16 protein-coding genes are annotated in these 16,536 nt (G+C 65.8%); 7 read left to right on the forward strand and 9 right to left on the reverse strand.

What is annotated here, in order from left to right; translation table 11 throughout:
* Positions 1-347: 347 nt before the first annotated feature.
* The 5 genes from MJ122_RS26520 to MJ122_RS26540 all read left to right on the forward strand — a co-directional run bounded on the left by MJ122_RS26520 (position 348) and on the right by MJ122_RS26540 (position 6,013).
* On the forward strand, positions 348-833 hold the full coding sequence (locus MJ122_RS26520) for a Bro-N domain-containing protein (RefSeq protein ID WP_239746729.1): 486 nt from the start codon (positions 348-350) through the stop codon (positions 831-833).
* Positions 834-1,183: 350 nt separating this feature from the next.
* A complete protein-coding gene (locus MJ122_RS26525; RefSeq protein WP_017516592.1) occupies positions 1,184-1,507 on the forward strand; it encodes a hypothetical protein in 324 nt (107 codons plus the stop codon).
* 166 nt (positions 1,508-1,673) lie between these two features.
* The gene (locus tag MJ122_RS26530; protein ID WP_239746731.1) at positions 1,674-3,854 is read left to right on the forward strand and encodes an EAL domain-containing protein; all 2,181 of its coding nucleotides are present in this window, start codon (positions 1,674-1,676) and stop codon (positions 3,852-3,854) included.
* On the forward strand, positions 3,851-5,419 hold the full coding sequence (locus MJ122_RS26535) for a PAS domain-containing methyl-accepting chemotaxis protein (RefSeq protein WP_239746733.1): 1,569 nt from the start codon (positions 3,851-3,853) through the stop codon (positions 5,417-5,419). Before MJ122_RS26530 ends, MJ122_RS26535 begins: the two co-directional genes overlap by 4 nt.
* A gap of 123 nt (positions 5,420-5,542) precedes the next feature.
* Positions 5,543-6,013, forward strand: coding sequence for a hypothetical protein (locus tag MJ122_RS26540; RefSeq protein ID WP_239746735.1), 471 nt, complete (start codon positions 5,543-5,545; stop codon positions 6,011-6,013).
* A 9-nt stretch (positions 6,014-6,022) separates the two neighbouring features.
* Here the strand turns inward: MJ122_RS26540 and MJ122_RS26545 are convergent, their stop codons facing one another.
* The 5 genes from MJ122_RS26545 to MJ122_RS26565 form a co-directional block, all read right to left on the reverse strand.
* Positions 6,023-6,181: a YqaE/Pmp3 family membrane protein gene (locus tag MJ122_RS26545; RefSeq protein ID WP_017516589.1), complete on the reverse strand. Its 159-nt coding sequence runs from the start codon at positions 6,179-6,181 to the stop codon at positions 6,023-6,025.
* Positions 6,182-6,478: 297 nt separating this feature from the next.
* On the reverse strand, positions 6,479-7,828 hold the full coding sequence (locus MJ122_RS26550; protein ID WP_088420267.1) for a glutamine synthetase family protein: 1,350 nt from the start codon (positions 7,826-7,828) through the stop codon (positions 6,479-6,481).
* A 76-nt stretch (positions 7,829-7,904) separates the two neighbouring features.
* Positions 7,905-8,456: an XRE family transcriptional regulator gene (locus MJ122_RS26555; RefSeq protein ID WP_017516587.1), complete on the reverse strand. Its 552-nt coding sequence runs from the start codon at positions 8,454-8,456 to the stop codon at positions 7,905-7,907.
* 13 nt (positions 8,457-8,469) lie between these two features.
* Positions 8,470-9,759, reverse strand: a complete 1,290-nt coding sequence (locus MJ122_RS26560) for an FAD-binding oxidoreductase (protein ID WP_239746736.1) — start codon at positions 9,757-9,759, stop codon at positions 8,470-8,472.
* A 106-nt stretch (positions 9,760-9,865) separates the two neighbouring features.
* Positions 9,866-10,585: a hypothetical protein gene (locus MJ122_RS26565; protein WP_239746813.1), complete on the reverse strand. Its 720-nt coding sequence runs from the start codon at positions 10,583-10,585 to the stop codon at positions 9,866-9,868.
* Positions 10,586-10,912: 327 nt separating this feature from the next.
* On the opposite strand from MJ122_RS26565, the gene fnr reads away from it, so the two are divergent.
* Positions 10,913-11,623, forward strand: coding sequence for a fumarate/nitrate reduction transcriptional regulator Fnr (gene fnr, locus MJ122_RS26570; RefSeq protein WP_239746738.1), 711 nt, complete (start codon positions 10,913-10,915; stop codon positions 11,621-11,623).
* 64 nt (positions 11,624-11,687) lie between these two features.
* Here fnr and MJ122_RS26575 read toward each other — a convergent pair whose 3' ends face one another.
* Both MJ122_RS26575 and MJ122_RS26580 read right to left on the reverse strand, forming a co-directional pair.
* Positions 11,688-13,661 (reverse strand): PhoX family phosphatase, encoded by a 1,974-nt coding sequence (locus MJ122_RS26575; protein WP_239746739.1) that lies wholly within the window; start codon positions 13,659-13,661, stop codon positions 11,688-11,690.
* Between the two features lie 206 nt (positions 13,662-13,867).
* Complete coding sequence (locus MJ122_RS26580) at positions 13,868-14,575, reverse strand: MOSC domain-containing protein (protein ID WP_192435969.1); 708 nt, start codon at positions 14,573-14,575, stop codon at positions 13,868-13,870.
* 100 nt (positions 14,576-14,675) lie between these two features.
* On the opposite strand from MJ122_RS26580, the gene MJ122_RS26585 reads away from it, so the two are divergent.
* A complete protein-coding gene (locus MJ122_RS26585; RefSeq protein WP_239746740.1) occupies positions 14,676-15,554 on the forward strand; it encodes a LysR substrate-binding domain-containing protein in 879 nt (292 codons plus the stop codon).
* A gap of 120 nt (positions 15,555-15,674) precedes the next feature.
* Here the strand turns inward: MJ122_RS26585 and MJ122_RS26590 are convergent, their stop codons facing one another.
* Together MJ122_RS26590 and bamE are read right to left on the reverse strand one after the other, a co-directional pair.
* The gene (locus tag MJ122_RS26590; protein WP_239746741.1) at positions 15,675-16,247 is read right to left on the reverse strand and encodes a lipocalin family protein; all 573 of its coding nucleotides are present in this window, start codon (positions 16,245-16,247) and stop codon (positions 15,675-15,677) included.
* A 33-nt stretch (positions 16,248-16,280) separates the two neighbouring features.
* A complete protein-coding gene (bamE, locus tag MJ122_RS26595) occupies positions 16,281-16,535 on the reverse strand; it encodes an outer membrane protein assembly factor BamE (RefSeq protein WP_017517187.1) in 255 nt (84 codons plus the stop codon).
* Between the last annotated feature and the right edge of the window lies 1 nt (position 16,536).

A 16,536-nucleotide genomic window follows, 5' to 3' on the forward strand; every position in this document is an offset into this window, starting at 1 on the left:
ATTGCGCTATTCGGCTCAGGAAATGAGCCGAATAGCGCATCGCGGCAACTTGCGAATCGCCCTACGCACCAACTGCGTTGCTGTCCTACAAGGGCTCTGCGTAGCGTTCCGTCTACCACGGTTCGCCGTGGTCAGGAGTGGAATCCTGAAAACGAGTACGACACGCAAGCCATCTGCAGAGAGCGATTGCCGACTAGCATTCACTGTCTCGCGGTCTATGGCGGACCGTGTGAGGTGGGCTATTGCCCTACCGGTTCGTACTCGTTTCCGGCATTCCACCCTTGCACGGTCCGCCTCCCTCTTCGGTTGTTCGGGCGGCGGCTTCTGGATGTACATGGAGAGACAGCATGAAGTTTTCCGATTCGATGTCGGCCGACGAAGGCCTGATTCCTACCGTGTTCCAACGCTACAACCGTCGTCTGCGCGGGCTGCTGATCGAGCGGCAGGCGTGGTTCGTCCTGCGCGATCTGGCCAAGCTGACCAACAGTCACCTGGGTGAACGGGTCACCAGCAAGCTCGACCCGGACCAGCTTCGCCATGAGCAGTTGGCAGGCTGCGACGAAAAGCTCTACCTGGTCAGCGAAAGCGGCCTGTACGCGTTGCTGATGGTGCACTTCTACCACCCGGAAAACCGCAGCCTGCGCCAGTGGCTGAGCAACGAGGTGCTGCCGGCGCTGAGGGATGCGCAGCAGCACAATCCGCACCTGCCGCAACGGCGGATGGAGCAGCTGGAAGGCCAGCAGATGAGCGTGATGGACTGGCAGGGCAAGCTCTGGGTGCGCTGGAGCGATGCGGTGCGGATGATGGAAGATCAGGCGCGTTCGCTGCACTGAAGCGCCGCAGGTGCCCCTCGTAGGATGGCGTGGAGCGAAGCGATACCCATCGCTTCACGCCGCCGCTGAGGGTGTGCCCAAAAAGTCTGTGAACGGCGACCGCTCCCAGGTGATTCCAGCGAGGTGCGGCCCTCTCCCTGACCCTCTCCCTGAAGGGAGAGGGGACCGTTCGGTGCAAGTTGGAAGCTTGGCGTCAGCCGGCATGGATGGATGTTCCCCACCACCAATGCGAGTCACTTCACACCCGCTGTCGAATCCCTGCCGAGCACGTCTCACGGACATGACAGGCGTCAATATCAGATTGCCACCAGCCACTAAATTGGCATCTCCCTGATATGAGCGAATCCGTCATGACTCTCCACCGGTACCCAGTCCAGTTGCTGGTCACTTCCCAGGACCCGGCGCTGGCGCGCCAGGTTCGTGCGTTGCTGGCGGCGTACGAACTGCCCTGCGCGGTGATGGAAGGACCGCGCAACTGCGAGCAGGCGCCGCTGTGCCGATGGTTCAAGGACGCGCCCTTGAGCGATTCGGCGCGCCTGCAGGCGCTGCTGGCCGATGCCATCGGGGTGCTGGAGAGGACCCGCCACGCCTTCCGCTCCCGCGAGCTGGGCGAGCTGCGCCAGCGCCTGAGCGGCGCGCTGCAGGAGTTGTCGGGCCCCCGCCCGCTGGTGTAAAAAACAAACCACCCCGCGTTCCGCCATTGCGGAAGCTGGCTTTGCCGGGCAGGACTTGTGGGCCTGCAAGACAAAGCGCCGAGTGGGTCGCCGTCGATTTCGACGGTCGACGAGCCGGCGCTTTTTTCATGCCCGACAAAAACAGCAAACCCGCAAGGAGCCGAACATGGGCCTGGGACCGAAGCTCGAGAGCGTGCTCGAGCGCATCGGCCTGTCGACGATGGAAGTCGATCAGCGCCTGAGTTACCTGGAGTGGCGCGAGGACGATGGTTGCCATCTCCACGGCCGCGCCGCCGAACTGGAAGGCTGCCACCAACGCTTCATCGAGCAGCTCTACGATCACCTGCGCAACTACCCGCCGCTGGGGGCTATCCTCGCCGAGCCGGCTACACTGGCGCGCCTGAAGTGCAGCCAGCTCGAGTACTACCGCCAGCTGTGGGACGCCCCGCAGGATGCCGACTACGTGCGCGACCGCCTGCGCATCGGGCTGGTGCACCAGCAGGTGGGCGTCGAGCTGAAGTGGTACCTGGGTGCCTATCGCCTGTACCTGGACCAGATGCTCGCCGACCTGATGGGCGATGCGCCGGAAGCGAAGACCTACGCCAGCCTGCTCAAGCGGGTGTTCTTCGATATGTCGCTGGCCATCGACACCTATGGCGCCGCCCAGCGCCAGGCGCTGGAAGACAGCGAGGCGCGTTATGCCCGGGCGCTGCGTGGCGCCAATGATGGCATCTGGGATTGGGACCTGGGCAATGACCGTCTCTACGTCTCCGAGCGCTGGGCACGCATGCTCGGCCTGACCCGCGACAACCTGGGCGAGGGCAGCACCAGCTGGTTCGCCCGCGTGCACCCGGACGACCTGCCAGGCCTGCGCAAGGCCATCGACGCGCACCTGCGCGGTAGCAGCGCGCTGCTCAGCCACGAGTACCGCATCCGCCAGCGCGACGGCAATTACCTCTGGGTGCTGGCGCGCGGCGTAATCACCGATGGCCGCATGGCCGGCTCGCAGACCGACATCAGCCAGCACAAGGCCAGCGAACACCAACTCAGCCACGCGGCGCGGCACGACCCGCTCACCGGTCTGGGCAACCGCCTGCGCCTGGACGAACTGCTGCAACAGGCACTGATGCGCCAGCGCCGCCCCGGCGCGCGCGAATCCGGCCTGCTGTTCATCGACCTGGACCGCTTCAAACTGATCAACGACAGCCTCGGCCACGCCGTGGGTGACCGCGTGCTGGTGGAGGTCTCCCAGCGCCTGCTGCGCTGCCTGCGGCCGGGCGATCACCTGGCGCGCTTCGGTGGCGACGAGTTCGTCGTGCTGCTGGACGACCTCGCCAGCCTGGCCGACGCCGAGCAGGTCGCGCAGCGCATGCTCGACTGCCTGCGCCAGCCGCTGCACGTGGATGGCCGCACGCTGGTGGTCAGCGCCAGCATCGGCATCACCGGGCTGATGACCGACGGCCAGGCCATCGACACCCTGCAGGCCGCGGACCTCGCGCTATACCGCGCCAAGGAGGCCGGCAAGGCGCAGTACGCGCGCTTCAGCCTGGAGCTGCAGGCTGAGGCGCAGCGCCGCCTGGACCTGGAAAGCGCGCTGGCCCAGGCGCTGCGCCGCGAGGAGTTCAGCCTGCACTACCAGCCCATCGTCCGCCTGGACCGCGACTCGCCGCACTGGGAAGCGGTGGAAGTACTGCTGCGCTGGAAGCACAACGGCGAATCGGTTTCGCCGCTGGACTTCATTCCCGCGCTGGAAGAGTCCGGCGAGATCGTCCCGGTCGGTGACTGGGTGCTGCGCCAGGCCTGCCGGCAAACGGCGCTTTGGCAGCGTCAGGGGCATAGAAACCTGTACTGCTCGGTCAATCTGTCGAGCCGCCAGTTGCAGCAGCCGGGCTTCGCCGCGCGGGTGCAGCACATCCTCGCCGAGAGCGGCCTGTCGCCGCGCAGCCTGGTGCTGGAGATCACCGAGAGCCTGCTGATGCAGGACGGCGCGGAAACCCTCGCCTGCCTGCGCGAACTGGCCGCCGAGGGCGTGCGCCTGGCGTTGGATGACTTCGGCACCGGCTACTCCTCGCTGGGCTATCTCAAGCGCTACCCGCTGCACATCCTCAAGGTCGACCGCAGCTTCATCACCCGCGTGCCGGACGACCCGGAACTCAGCGCCATCTGCCGGGCGATCATCGGCCTGGGCCACAGCCTGGGCCTGGAGGTGGTGGCCGAAGGCGTGGAACGCCAGGAGCACCTCGACTTCCTGCGTCAGGAAGGCTGCCGCCACGCCCAGGGTTACCTGTTCAGCAAGCCGCTGGCGCCGGAGCAACTGTTTCAGTCCCGCCTGGAGCATCAGCGATGAAGCTCAACCTGCCCATCACCGGTCGCCAGGTGGAAGTGCCGGCCAACGCCAACATCCTCTCCACCACTGACCTCAAGGGCGCGGTCACCCATGTGAACCCGGACTTTCTGCGAATCAGCGGCTTCGAGGCCGAGGAACTGCTGGGCTTCAACCACAACCGCGTTCGCCACCCGGACATGCCGCCCGCCGCCTTTGCCCATCTCTGGCAGACCTTGCAGGCCGGGCGCAGCTGGATGGGCCTGGTGAAGAACCGCTGCAAGAACGGCGACCACTACTGGGTCAGCGCCTTCGTTACGCCGATCCGCCATGGCGGCAAGATCGTGGAGTACCAGTCGGTGCGCACGCGGCCCGGTGCCGAGCAGATCGCCGAAGCGGAGAACCTCTACGCGCGCCTGCGCGAAGGCGCGAAACGGGGTCGTCCTCGCCTGCCGCTGATAGCGCAATTACTGCTCGGCCTGCTGCTGGCCGAAGCCGGCGGCGCCCTGCTCGCACTACTGTCGCCCAAGCTGACGGCGCTGGCTTTCGTGCTGGCGCTGGGCGTTTCTGGCGCCTGGCTGGTACTGCGCCTGCAACCACTGCGGGCGCTGATCCTGCGGGCGCGGAAGATCGCCGACAATCCTTTGAGCCAGCAGCTTTACTCGGGCCGAGCCGACGAATTCGGCGAGCTGGATTTCGCCTTCCGCATGCTGGAGGCGGAGACCGCCGCGGTGGTCGGGCGCATGGCGGACGCCTCGCGGCAACTGGCCGAACATTCCGCTGCCCTGGCCGACGCCATGGCCGGCGGCAGCGCGGCTTCGCAATTGCAGCAGCGCGAGACCGAGCAGGTTGCCAGCGCCATGCAGCAACTGGCACAGAGCGTCCAGGAGGTCGCCCGCCATGCGCAGCACAGCGCGGTGGCGGCGCAGTGCAGCGAACGCATCACCCAGTCCGGGCATCAGGATGTGCAGGGCACGCGCGGACAACTCGCCGCGCTGGAAGCCGGCGTGCGCGCGGCAAGCACGGCGGTGGAGCAGCAGAAGGAACACAGCGAGGCGATCTCGCGGATGCTCGACGTGATCCGTGATGTGGCCGGGCAGACCAACCTGCTGGCGCTGAACGCCGCCATCGAGGCGGCGCGCGCCGGGGAAAGCGGACGCGGTTTCGCGGTGGTCGCCGACGAGGTCCGCGCACTGGCCTCGCGCACGGAGCATTCCGCGCGGGACATCCAGTCGCTGGTCGGCAACCTTCAGCAAGGCGCCGAGGATTCGGTACGGGCGCTCTGGCACTGCTGTGACCAGGCGGTGGCCAGCCTGGAGCAGGCCGGCCAGGCGGCGGGCACGCTGGAGAAGATCAGCGAACAGGTCTCGGCGATCCAACGCATGAGTCTGGAGATCGCCGAAGCCATCGAGGAACAGGGCGTCGCCAGCGAAGACGTGCAGCGCAGCCTGCACGCCATTCGCGGCTCGGCCGACAGCAACGCAGCGAAGGTCGACACCTGCCAGCGCAGCGCCGCGCGCATGGCGGAACTGTCAGCGGAGCTACGGATGCTGGCGGAGCATTTCTGGGAGGGCAGCCGGGCCGGTTAGCACTGAAGATGGACCCGCTCAACCGGCCCACTTGGCGCAGTGAAGTGCTTGCGGAAGAATGGCACCCTTCCATCACCCGGCGCCGGCCACTCTGCCGGCACGCCGCCGCAACGAGTTCGCAGCATGATTCCCTACGGCCTGAGCCCCGACCAGTTCCGCACTCGCTACCGGCGTTTCCTGCAACGCGCGGCACCGGCCACCATCGACAAGCTGCGCACACTCCTGCAGCGCAGCTTGCCCGATGAGTCACTGACCGGTGAGGTTCAGCTGTTCCTGGGTGAGGACGGTCTGGATACGCCGGAAGCGTGGCTGTATCTCAGCGGAGAAAACAACAAGGTCGATGCGGCCGCCCCCGGCCTGTTCGCCGGCAAGGCACTCGACCTGCAGCTAGCCCTGGAAAACACCCCGGAATTTGATGCAGCGTACTTCGGAGAAGACTTCGATGGCGTTGCCTTGATCGCCAACACGCTCAAGGCATGGTTCGCCGAATGCTGGTGGAAGGCCGGTGGCTGGAGCTGGCCTGTTGCGCTCACCCTCGCCGTACATGACGAGTTCGGCGACGGCGAACGCATCGCCCTGACCGAGACGGCCTGAGCCGGAGACTCAGCGTTTGGCGATGATGTACACGGCGTGGACGATGCCGGGGATGTAGCCGAGCAGCGTCAGCAGGATGTTGAGCCAGAACGCTCCGCCGAAACCGACCTGGAGGAACACGCCCAGCGGCGGCAGAAGAATGGCGATGAGGATGCGGATGAAGTCCATGCGGTGGCTCCTTGTAAGATTGCCTCGTGCAGGAAATGGACCGCGGGCAAGCGGAGCGGGTTCAGAGAAATTGGCGTTGGTGCATTGCGCGGCGAATGGCATCGGAGATCGCATGCCCGCCGGTGATAACGGTTCCAGCGGGTAGACAATCGCGGACGAAGTCCGCTCCTACGCACCCGGGGGCATCGGTGCTGGTCCCGCGCGTAGGAGCGGACCTTGTCCGCGATGATTCGGTCCGCAGGGGAGCGGCCGGTTCGCGAGCAAGCTCGCTCCTGCAAGGCAGATCTGCCACAGGCGTCAGAGGAACCAGCGATATTCCCGCGCGCTGACTTCGTTCATGAAGTCCAGGTGGTCATGGCGCTTGTTCTCGCAGTAGACGAAGACGAACTCGCTGCCCAGGCCTTCCTTCACCACCGGGTGGTCTTCCATCTCGGCGACGGCGCCAAGCATGTCGCGGGGGAAGTCGATGCCGCTGGAGCGGTCTTCGTTGAGCGGCGGGATCGGTTCCTGGCGAGCTTCCAGGCCGTGTTCCATACCAGTGAGGATCGCCGCCAGCACCAGGTACGGGTTGGCGTCCGCGCCAGCGAGGCGGTGTTCGATGCGCAGGTTCCTGCCATCGGACTCGGGGATACGGATGCACGCATCGCGGTCTTCGAAGCCCCAACTGGCCTTGCTCGCGGCGTTCACGCGGGAGCCGTAGCGGCGGTAGGCGTTGTGGTTGGCAGCGAAGATCGGCATGCAGTGCGGCAGCAGTTCCAGGCAGCCGGCCACCGCGTGGCGCAGGGCCTGCTGGTTGTCGCGATCGAGCAGGTTGTTGCCGTCGCGGTCGTAAAGGCTGACGTGCACGTGCATGCCGCTGCCCGGTGCATGCAGGTAAGGCTTGCTCATGAAGCTGGCGCGATAGCCGTGCTTGAGCGCGACGCCACGGGTGGCGCGGGTGAACAGCGCGGCCTGGTCGGCAGCGTGGAGGCCGTCGTCGCAGTGGGCGAAGTTGATCTCGAACTGGCCCGGGCCGATCTCGGCGGTGATGACGTTGGCGTCGACGCCCTGCTCGCGGGAGGCTTCGACGATTTCATGGAGCACATCGGAGAAGCGCGACAGGCGCTCGATGTGCATGTTCGGCTGGTCATCCTCGTCGTCGCACAGCGGGTCGCGCGGGTACTGCGGCAGCCCGGCATCGAGCTTCCTGTCGAACAGGTAGAACTCCAGCTCGAAGGCCACCACCGGGCGGATGCCCTTGGATTCCAGGCGCTGCATGACGCGGGCGAGCACTTCGCGCGGTTCGAATTCGATGGGCGCCTCGGTGCCGTCGGAGCTGATCAGCATCTGCCCCAGCGGCTGGTTCTCCCAGCGCACCGGCTTGAGCGAACCGGGGATCAGGCGGCGCGGCGCATCCGGGTCGCCGTCGTTGAAGCAATAGTCACCGATGGGGTGCAGGCCGCCCTGCGCGCCCAGCAGTACGCAGTTCTGCGGCAGTTTCAGCGGGCTGCCGGCGGCGACCTTCTCGAGCATGTCCACGGGGTAGCGCTTGCCGTAGAAGTGGCCGGGAATGTCCAGGCAGATCAGGTCGACGTAGCGGATGTCCGGGTATTGCTGGCGGAAGGCGCGGACTTCGCTGAGCAGGTCGGGATGCATGGGGCGGTTCATGATTTCTATAGGGCCTTTGTGCGGGGCGCGGCCGGATCGTTTTCCTAAACCAACCCTCGCGGGCTGGCTTGGGAAATCACGTGAAGATCCAGAGCACCCTTGTCGGTTTGTCGGTGAGGTTGCCGTAGCGGAACTGGCTGTGCGGCGGCAGCTGGAAACTGTCGTTGGGATAGAGGGTGACGGTATCGTCCTCGTACCAGATGGTCAGCTCGCCTTCGAGGACGAAGCCGCCCTGCTCCGAGCTGTCGTCCAGGTGGCCTTCGCCGCTGGTGGCGCCGGGGGCGAGGATGCTGTCGAGCACGGAGAAGCCACCGGACATGTTCGGCGAGGCGAGGATGTCGGTGACGCCGCCGGCGTAATACAGGGTGCGGCGGTCGTTCGGGCGGGTCACCCAATCACGCTCGCGGCGGGTGTCGCCGGCGTAGAAGTAGGTGGTCGGCACGCCCAGGGCTTCGCTGATGGCGGTGAGGTCGGCGACCGTGGGTTGCGACAGGCCGCGCTCGACCTGGGAAAGGAAGCCCACCGAGCGGCCGATCTGCTCGGCCAGCTCGCCCAGGGTGAGATTCTTGTGCTTGCGCAGGTCGCGGATCAGCGTGGCAAGGTGGTCATTGGCAACCGTCTGGGTCATGGCGAAATCCGATTCAGATGAAATCCCGCAATCGATACCAGGCCTTGCCGACGGCTTCCAGTGGCGCGGCGAAGCGCTGGCCGCCGGGGAACCCGGGATTGCGGATGCGTTGATAGAGGTCAAGCTCGTCGCTGCGGCCGAACATGGCTTCGCTCACGGCATGGGCGGCAGCCAGGCTCGGCAGCACGCCGTGGCCGGAATAGCCCTGCAGCCAGTAGAGATCGCCGCGCCGGCCGATGTCCGGGGTGCGCCGCATGCTGCAGTCGATGTGTCCGCCCCAGGCGTATTCCAGTTCCACGCCCTTGAGCTGCGGGAATACCCGCTCGACATAGGGCCGCGTGGCGGCGCGTATGTCCGACGGCATGCCGCCCAGGTAGGTGCAGCCACCACCGAACAGCAGGCGATGATCGGGGGTCAGGCGGAAGTAGTCGAGGACGAACTGGTTGTCGGTCACGCAGCAGTTTTTCGGCAGCAGCGAGCGGGCCAACTCCTCGCCCAGCGGTGCGGTGGCGACCTGGTAGGTACCCACCGGCAGGATGCGTTCGGAGACGTCGCGGTCGAGGCCGTCGATGTAGGCGTTGCAGGCCAGCACCAGGGAGGCGCAGCGCACACTGCCATGTTCAGTGGTGACTTCGTAGCCACCGGAAGTTTCACGGAAGCTCAGTGCGCGGGTCTGCTCGAAGATGCGGCCACCGGCGCGCTCGATGGCGCAGGCCAGGCCGTAAGCCAGTTTCAACGGGTTGAGGTGCGCGGAGTTCGGGTCGTACAGTCCGGCCTGGTAGCGGTCGCTGGCGATCCACTGCGGCAGGTCTTCACGGGGGATGAACTGCAGGCCTTCATAACCCCAGCGGCGATTGGCTTCGGCCTGCCAGTCGTAGAGCGAACCGACCCGGCGTTGCAGCACGGCGGTCCACAGGTGGCCGATGCGGTAGTCGCAGTCGAAGCCGTGGCGTTGCGGCAGGTCACGCAATTCGTGGGCGGCCCAGAGCATGCCCTGCCACAGGCGCAGCGCGCCTTCGTGGCCAAGGTCGTCCTCGATCGGGCCCAGGTCGCTGGACCAGCCCGGCAGCGCCTGCCCGCCGTTGCGTCCGGAGGCAGCCCAGGCGATGCGGCTGGCCTCGATCATGCAGACCTGGCGGCCGCCTTCGACCAGCTGCAGCGCCGTATGCAGGCCGCTGAAGCCGGCGCCGATCACCAGGACTTCGCACTCCAGCGGTTCGCGCAGCGTATCGCGCGGCTGGATCAGCTCGGGGTTGGCGCCGGCGTAGTAGGTGCCGACCGGTTCGGGCGAACGCAGGAACATCGCGACCTCGTGAAATTGTTCTGATTATTTTTCATGAAAAATAACAGAACAAATTTCACAAGGCTAGCCCGTCGCGTTTCCACGGGACGGGCTGCATGTCAAACCGTCAGGATGACAGCACCGCTGCGCTGCTCTGCTCCTCGCGCTTCTGCCTTATGCTGACCACCACCACCAGCGCTACCAGGATGCCGGCAAGAATGGCCGAGGAGCCGATGGTGCCGAAGTCCAGCCCGCCCTTCTCGTGGGACTTGGTCAGCACATCGCCCAGGGTCGCGCCGAACGGACGGGTCAGCACGAAGGCCACCCAGAACAGCAGCACCGAGGACAGCTTGGTGAAATAGTGCAGCGCCACCACCCCGGCGATCAGGCTGCCGATCAGCAGTGCGCCGCCGGCGAAGCCCAGGCCCGAGTCGTCGGCGAGGAAGTCGCCCAGCGCGGTGCCCAGGGTGTTGGAGAAGAGGATGGCGATCCAGTAGAACATCTCGCCCTTGAGGCTGCGGATGTTGTCCACCGACAGCGAGGTGCCGCTGAAACGCCACAGCGCGAAGATCGCCACCAGGATACTGATCAGGATCGCCGAGCCGGTGGCGTAGCCGAGCCCCAGGGTACGGTCCATGAAGTCCGACATGGTGGTGCCGGCGGTGCTGGTGGAGAGGATCACCAGCCAGTACAGCCAGGGCACGTAGCGCTTGCTGGCGAGCTGGCCGACCAGGGTAACGAGGAACAGGCTGATGAGGATCAGCGAGCTGATCGCATAGCCGACGTTGAGGGTCATCGACAGCAGGTCGCCGGCGGTTTCCCCCAGGGTGGTGGCGCAGATCTTCATCACCCAGAAGGCCAGGGTGATCTGAGGCAGTTTGTTGTTCACGGGTTTGTCTCCGGAAATGAGTGGGATCGACGCGTGCCCTTGATGACAAGGTGCGTCGATGCACCCCGGAGTTGGCGGTCTCCCCCGATAACCCCCTGGCGCATGCTCGTGGAGACTGAAGGCGGCGCAGTGAAGAAAGGGTCAAGCCGGTATGAAAAATCCATTGGCCAATTTCGCTTCTGCGCCGGCCGACGGATGACAGATCAGGTTCAGTTGCTATGGTTTCACGTGGGGGCGATGCGCCCGGGGACCGCTTCACTTCGCGCGTGGCGCATGGGGATAGGGATGAATCAGATGATCAAACCGCAACCGTACTGCAAGAACTGCCGGCTGGCGCCGCCGTCCCTGAGCGACGACAAGGTCCTGGAGCTGGAGGCGATCATCAAGCCGGGGCACCTGCTGCACAAGGGGGACTTCGTGTTCCGCCAGGGCGATCCGTTCCATAGCGTGTTCCTGGTGCGCTCCGGTTCGATCAAGACCTTCACCACCAACGAGCAGGGGCTGGAGAAGATCACCGGCTTCTACTTCGCCACCGAGATCTTCGGCTTCTCCGGCATGGGCGAAGGCAGCTACCCGGTATCGGCGCAGGCACTGGAAAGCACCCTGTGCAGCGAGATTCCGTTCAGCCAACTGGAGGAGCTGTCGCTTCAGATACCGGGGCTGTCGCACCAGATCATGCTGATGATGAGCCGCAAGATCCGCGAGGATCAGCAGATGAAGCTGCTGCTCTCGCGGCTGAATTCGGACTCGCGCATCGCGGCCTTCCTGCTGAATATTTCCGCGCACTTCCGCGAGCGCGGCTTTTCCGCTACGCGCTTCCGCCTGAGCATGTCGCGCAACGAGATCGGCGACTACCTGGGGCTGGCGGTGGAGACCGTATCGCGCAGCTTCACCCGCCTGCAGAAGCACGGCCTGATCCGGGTGGATGGACGGGAAACGGAGATCGTCGACTTTACCGAGCTGTGTGCATTGGCGGGGGGTGAGGTCGAGCTTTAAGGTTCCAGCGGACCGCCCGAGCGGCGCGCTTCCGCAACGCTCCTCACCCTAACCGCTCGGCCCATCAAGTCCCGATCACGCCCCCATCATCCTTGGTGATCACCAGCGTCGTGGAGCGCGGGATGCTCCTGCCGTCGCTGGCCGGGAAGCTGATAGTCGGGTGCTGGATGTTCACCCACAGCGTCTTGCCATCCGGTGTCTGGGTGATGCCGGTGAGCTCGCAGCCGCGCGGGCCGACAAGGAAGCGCCGCACCTCGCGGCTGTGCGGGTCCGCGCAGAGCAGCTGGTTGCAACCCATGGCCTGCATCGGCGCTTCGGCGTCGTCATAGTCAGTCTCGATCCACAGGCGGCCGGCAGTGTCGAAGTAGAGACCGTCCGGCGAGGAGAAGATGTCGCCGTTGATGGTGCCGACCAGGTTCTCCGGCGCACCAGAACCCTTGTGCTCGCCGGCCAGCAGGAAGATTTCCCACTGGAAGGTGGTGGCGGTCGGATCGCCGCCGGTTTCGTTCCAGCGCAGGATCTGCCCGTGGAGGTTCTCCTGGCGCGGGTTGGCGGCGTCCACCGGCTGCTTCTTGCCGCGCCCGTCGTTGTTGGTGAGGCTGACGTACACCTCGCGGGTGGTCTGCTGTACGGCGACCCATTCGGGGCGGTCCATGGGCGTGGCGCCGAGCTTGTCGGCGGCGGCGCGGGCGTTGACCAGCACCTCGGCCTGGCTGGGGAAACCGTTTTCGGCGGTCAGGCCGTTCTGCCCATGCACCAGCGGCAGCCACTGGCCGCTGCCGTCGGCGTTGAAGCGGGCGACGTAGAGGGTGCCCTCGTCCAGCAGGTCGCGGTTGGCCGCGCGGTTGTCCGGGTTATAGGTGCCGGCCGGGACGAACTTGTAGATGTACTCGCCCTTGGTGTCATCGCCGTAATAGAAAGCCATCCGGTTGTCGGCGCCCAGCGACAGGGTCGAGCACTCGCGGCAGAAGCGGCCCACCGCGGTGCGTTTTTTTGGCGTGGACGTCGGGTCGAACGGGTCGATCTCCACCACCCAGCCGAAGCGGTTCGGCTCGTTGACGTGGCCGCCGTGGGGCTGGTCGGCTTTCGGCGTGGCGTCGAAGCGCGCGTCCACCGCCTCCCAGGCGTAGTAGTTGCTGAACTGACCGTTGGACAGGCCGTAGCGCTTGTGCGCAACGCGCTTGGTGTAGTCGTCCTTGTCGCGGTTGACGAAGTACTGGTGCCAGTTCTCTTCGCAGGCCAGGTAAGTGCCCCAGGGCGTGACGCCCATGGAGCAGTTGTTCAGGGTGCCGAGCACCTGTCTGGCCTCAGGGTCGCTGGCGGTGCGCAGCAGGTCGTGGCCGGCCAGAGGGCCGGACAGGTCAAGCGGCGAGCTGCCGGTGATGCGGCGGTTGTAGCTCGAACCCTCGACGCGCTGCCACTGGCCGCCGGCGTCCTTCTTCACCTCGATAACGCTCAGGCCGTGGGCGGCGATTTCCTTGCGCACCTCGCCTTCCGGGCGGCCGCGCGAACCATCTGGGCGGTCCTCGAAGGTCTGGCCCTTGGGGTGCAGCGTCGGGTTGATGTACTCGTGGTTGATCACCAGCAGGCCGTGGCTGTCCGGCGCATCGGGGAAGGGGAAGTAGTGCATGCCGTCATGGTTGTCGCCGGCCTGCAGCTCCTGGGCTTTCCAGTCCTCGCTGGCATCGCCCTTCCAGGCCGGCGAGCCGGTCACCACGGCGTCCCCCCAGGAGAAGAATGGCCGGGCACTGTAGCCTTCGGCGACGATCACCCTGTCGAATTTCGGGTCCTGCTGCACCGGCACGCTCTTGAAGCCCAGCAGCGCGGTGGGTACCGGGGCGTCCGCAGCGAACAGCGAGCGGCCGGGGAACAGGCCGCCGCCGAGGAAGCCGACCGCGCCCAGCACCAGGCTGTTCTTCAGCAGGCGGCGGCGCGAGGCGTCGATCAGCTCGCTCATCGGCAGGTTGCCGGAGGGGTTGATCGATTGGTCGTCGAAGGCGGCCAGTCGGTCGTGGAAATCCTGGAAACGCTCGCTCATCAGATGGTTCCTTCCGCGCGGCCGTCTTTCTGACGGCTCGGGTTGTCAGTAAAAGCTATCGGCGGAAGGTTAGGAACGCGGTGTTACGTCGGCATGACAACGCCGCCGAACCCTGTGACAGGCTCGGCGGCGGCGATAAAAGCCGCCCCGCAGGACCAAGACGACGTCCGGGGGCGGGCGCGAGGACATTTGCGAAACAGTGCGGCTCAGCTCTGCAGGCCGCCCTGCTCCGAACATTCGGGGCCCGCCAGGCGGGCCGTCCAGTCTTCCAGCACGCCACTGGTGAGGCGTTGCGCGGCGGTCTTGCGCCAGCGCAGGGAGAGCGCGTCGCAGGCCATCATCAGGCGCAGTCCGGTACGTTCCAGCGGGTGGCCGAAGTACCAGTCCAGCAGGCTCGCCACGGTGAGCTGCGGGTAGTGCCGCTGCACCAGCTCCAGCGGTGCGTCGGGGGCGACCATGCCGGAACGGCGCACCCGGTAGAACCAGCCACAGCGCCCCTGCTCCTGCACCTCGAAAGGCAGTTCGGGCAGGTTCCAGCGCTTGGCCAGGCGATAGCTGGGCGAACGCGGCTGGCTCACTTCGATCAGCGCTTCGCCCCAGCGGAACAGGTCGCCGATGCAGACCTCCTGTTCATTGAGGCCGAAGGTCGACAGGTTCTCACCGAAGGCCGGCTGTCGCCAGCGCGTCTGCGGGTGCTGCTTGCGCCAGTGGCGGTAGTGCTCGGCCGGGTAGTGGTGCAGCGCGCGGTCCAGGCCGCCGTCGCGGCGCAGATCGGCCCGTGCGTCGCCCGGCAGCCCTTCGGCGCCGAGCCAGACTTCCTGATGCGTTTCCAGCTTGCCGATGTCGCTGAGCAGACCTCCCCAGCTTTCTTCGACTTTGCCTATGAAAACGCCCTGGATGACGATGCTTTCCACCTTTGTCTACCCATCTGAGACAGCGGACAAGCGCTAGAGTAGAGGCCTGGATAGGCATTACTCCATTTCGATTTTCCAGTTTCATTGATAAGCAGACCTTATGGATTTCCGCCAGCTCCGCTATTTCGTTGCGCTGTATGAGGAAGGCCACGTCGGGCGCGCCGCCGAACGCCTGGCGATTTCCCAGCCGGCGCTGTCGCAGCAGATCCGCCACCTGGAGCAGAACCTCGACGTGGCGCTGTTCCAGCGCAGCGGCAAGCGCCTGCTGCCCACCGCCGCCGCACACACGTTGTACAACCATGCGGTGCCGCTGCTCGAGGGCCTGGAGCGGGCCCGCGAGGCACTGCGCGGTTTTCGCGGGCAGAGTGCACGCAGCCTGGCCATCGGTGTGCTGCAGACGGTCAACGCAAGCCTGGTGCCGCACCTGGTGGAACGCCTGCACGCCGCGCAGCCGCACGTGCAGGTGCGCATCTACGAACTCTCGGGGGTGGAGATCGAGCGCCGCCTGCTGATCGGCCAGCTGGACATCGGCATCGGCTTCCTGCCCCCGCGCCAACCGGCGCTCCACGGCGTGGAGCTGTACCCGGACGAGCTGCAACTGGTAATCCCGGCGGATCATCCGCTGAAGGACTTCAAGAAGGTGTCGCTGGCCCAGGCGGCGGAACTGCCGATGCTGCTGCTCGGCGAGGAATTCCGCGCCCGGCAGATCTGGCAGGAGCAACTGGCAGCCATCGGCCGGCGACCGCGGGTGCAGGCGGAGCTGAACCACATGGGCGGCATCCTCGACAGCCTGCCGCAGAGCCGCTTCGCCACTGTACTGCCCGGCCGCGCCCGGCAGATGCATGGGCACAAGGACCTGCTCTGGAAGCCGCTGAGCGAGCCGCGCATTCCGCTGAGCGTGGGGCTGGTCTATCGCGATGCGCAGCGGCAGCAGCCGACGGTGGAGCTGTTGCGCTCGCTGCTGGACGGGGCGGTGTGACGCCAAGCATCGCTGATGGGTATCGCAGCGATACCCATCCCAGGAATCGGGACTGAGCCTGCAGGAGCGAGCCCGCAGGAACTAACCACCATGAAAAAACGCCCCTCGGGGCGTTTTTCGTCAGGGTACGGAATTCTCCCCCGTCCGCCAGATCAGGTCGTCGGTCTGGTAACCGCGCTCGTGCGCCAGCTCCAGCAGTTTCATGCGGGTGGCGTCCGGCACCACCGGTTGGCGCGAGAGCAGCCAGAGGTATTCACGGTTCGGATTGCCCACCAGTGCAGTCTGGTAGTCGTCGTCGACATAGAGCACCCAGTAATCGCCCTTGGCGAGGCCGGGGAAGATCCGCGAGAAGGTGTTGTCGAAACGCACCCAGAGCTTGTCGGTGCGGCCTGGCACCTGAGCCTCGGCGCGGCCGGTGGCCTGGTCCCATTCGCCGTCTTTGGTCAGGCAGCGGTTGGTCACCGCGATGCTGGCGTCTTCCTGCAGGCGGTAGCGGGCCTCGGATTGCGCGCACTGGCGCTGGAAGAACATCGGCTTGCGCGCCAGCTCATACCATGTGCCCTCGTAGCGCTTGAGGTCCACCTGCACGGTCTGCGGCGGTTGCTGGGCCGAGCCGGCGCAACCACTCAGAGCGGCCAGGCAGGCCAGCCAGGTGATGGATCGACTGAGGTATCGACTCGTGTATCGACGCATTCGCTCCTCCTTGGCTGCCCTGCCCGGGCGTGCTTATTTCAGACCCTGGGCGGAGAACAGCAGCACTTTGTCGCCGGCGTACTGGATGCTGATGAAGGCTTTCTGGTCGCCCCAGGTGCAGCTGGAAACGCCCAGAGCGCCAGAGCATTCGGTGGGTTTGCCGAGCAGGTCTTCGACTTCGGCCTTGCTCATGCCGGTTTTGATCTTCGAATAGTTCTCCTGGTTCACTTTGCTGCAAGCGGCCAGGACGACACAGAACGCGACGAGCGCGAGGCGGCGGAAGGACATC

The organism is Pseudomonas sp. DP-17 (genome assembly GCF_022380625.1).
GTDB lineage: Bacteria > Pseudomonadota > Gammaproteobacteria > Pseudomonadales > Pseudomonadaceae > Pseudomonas > Pseudomonas nitroreducens_A.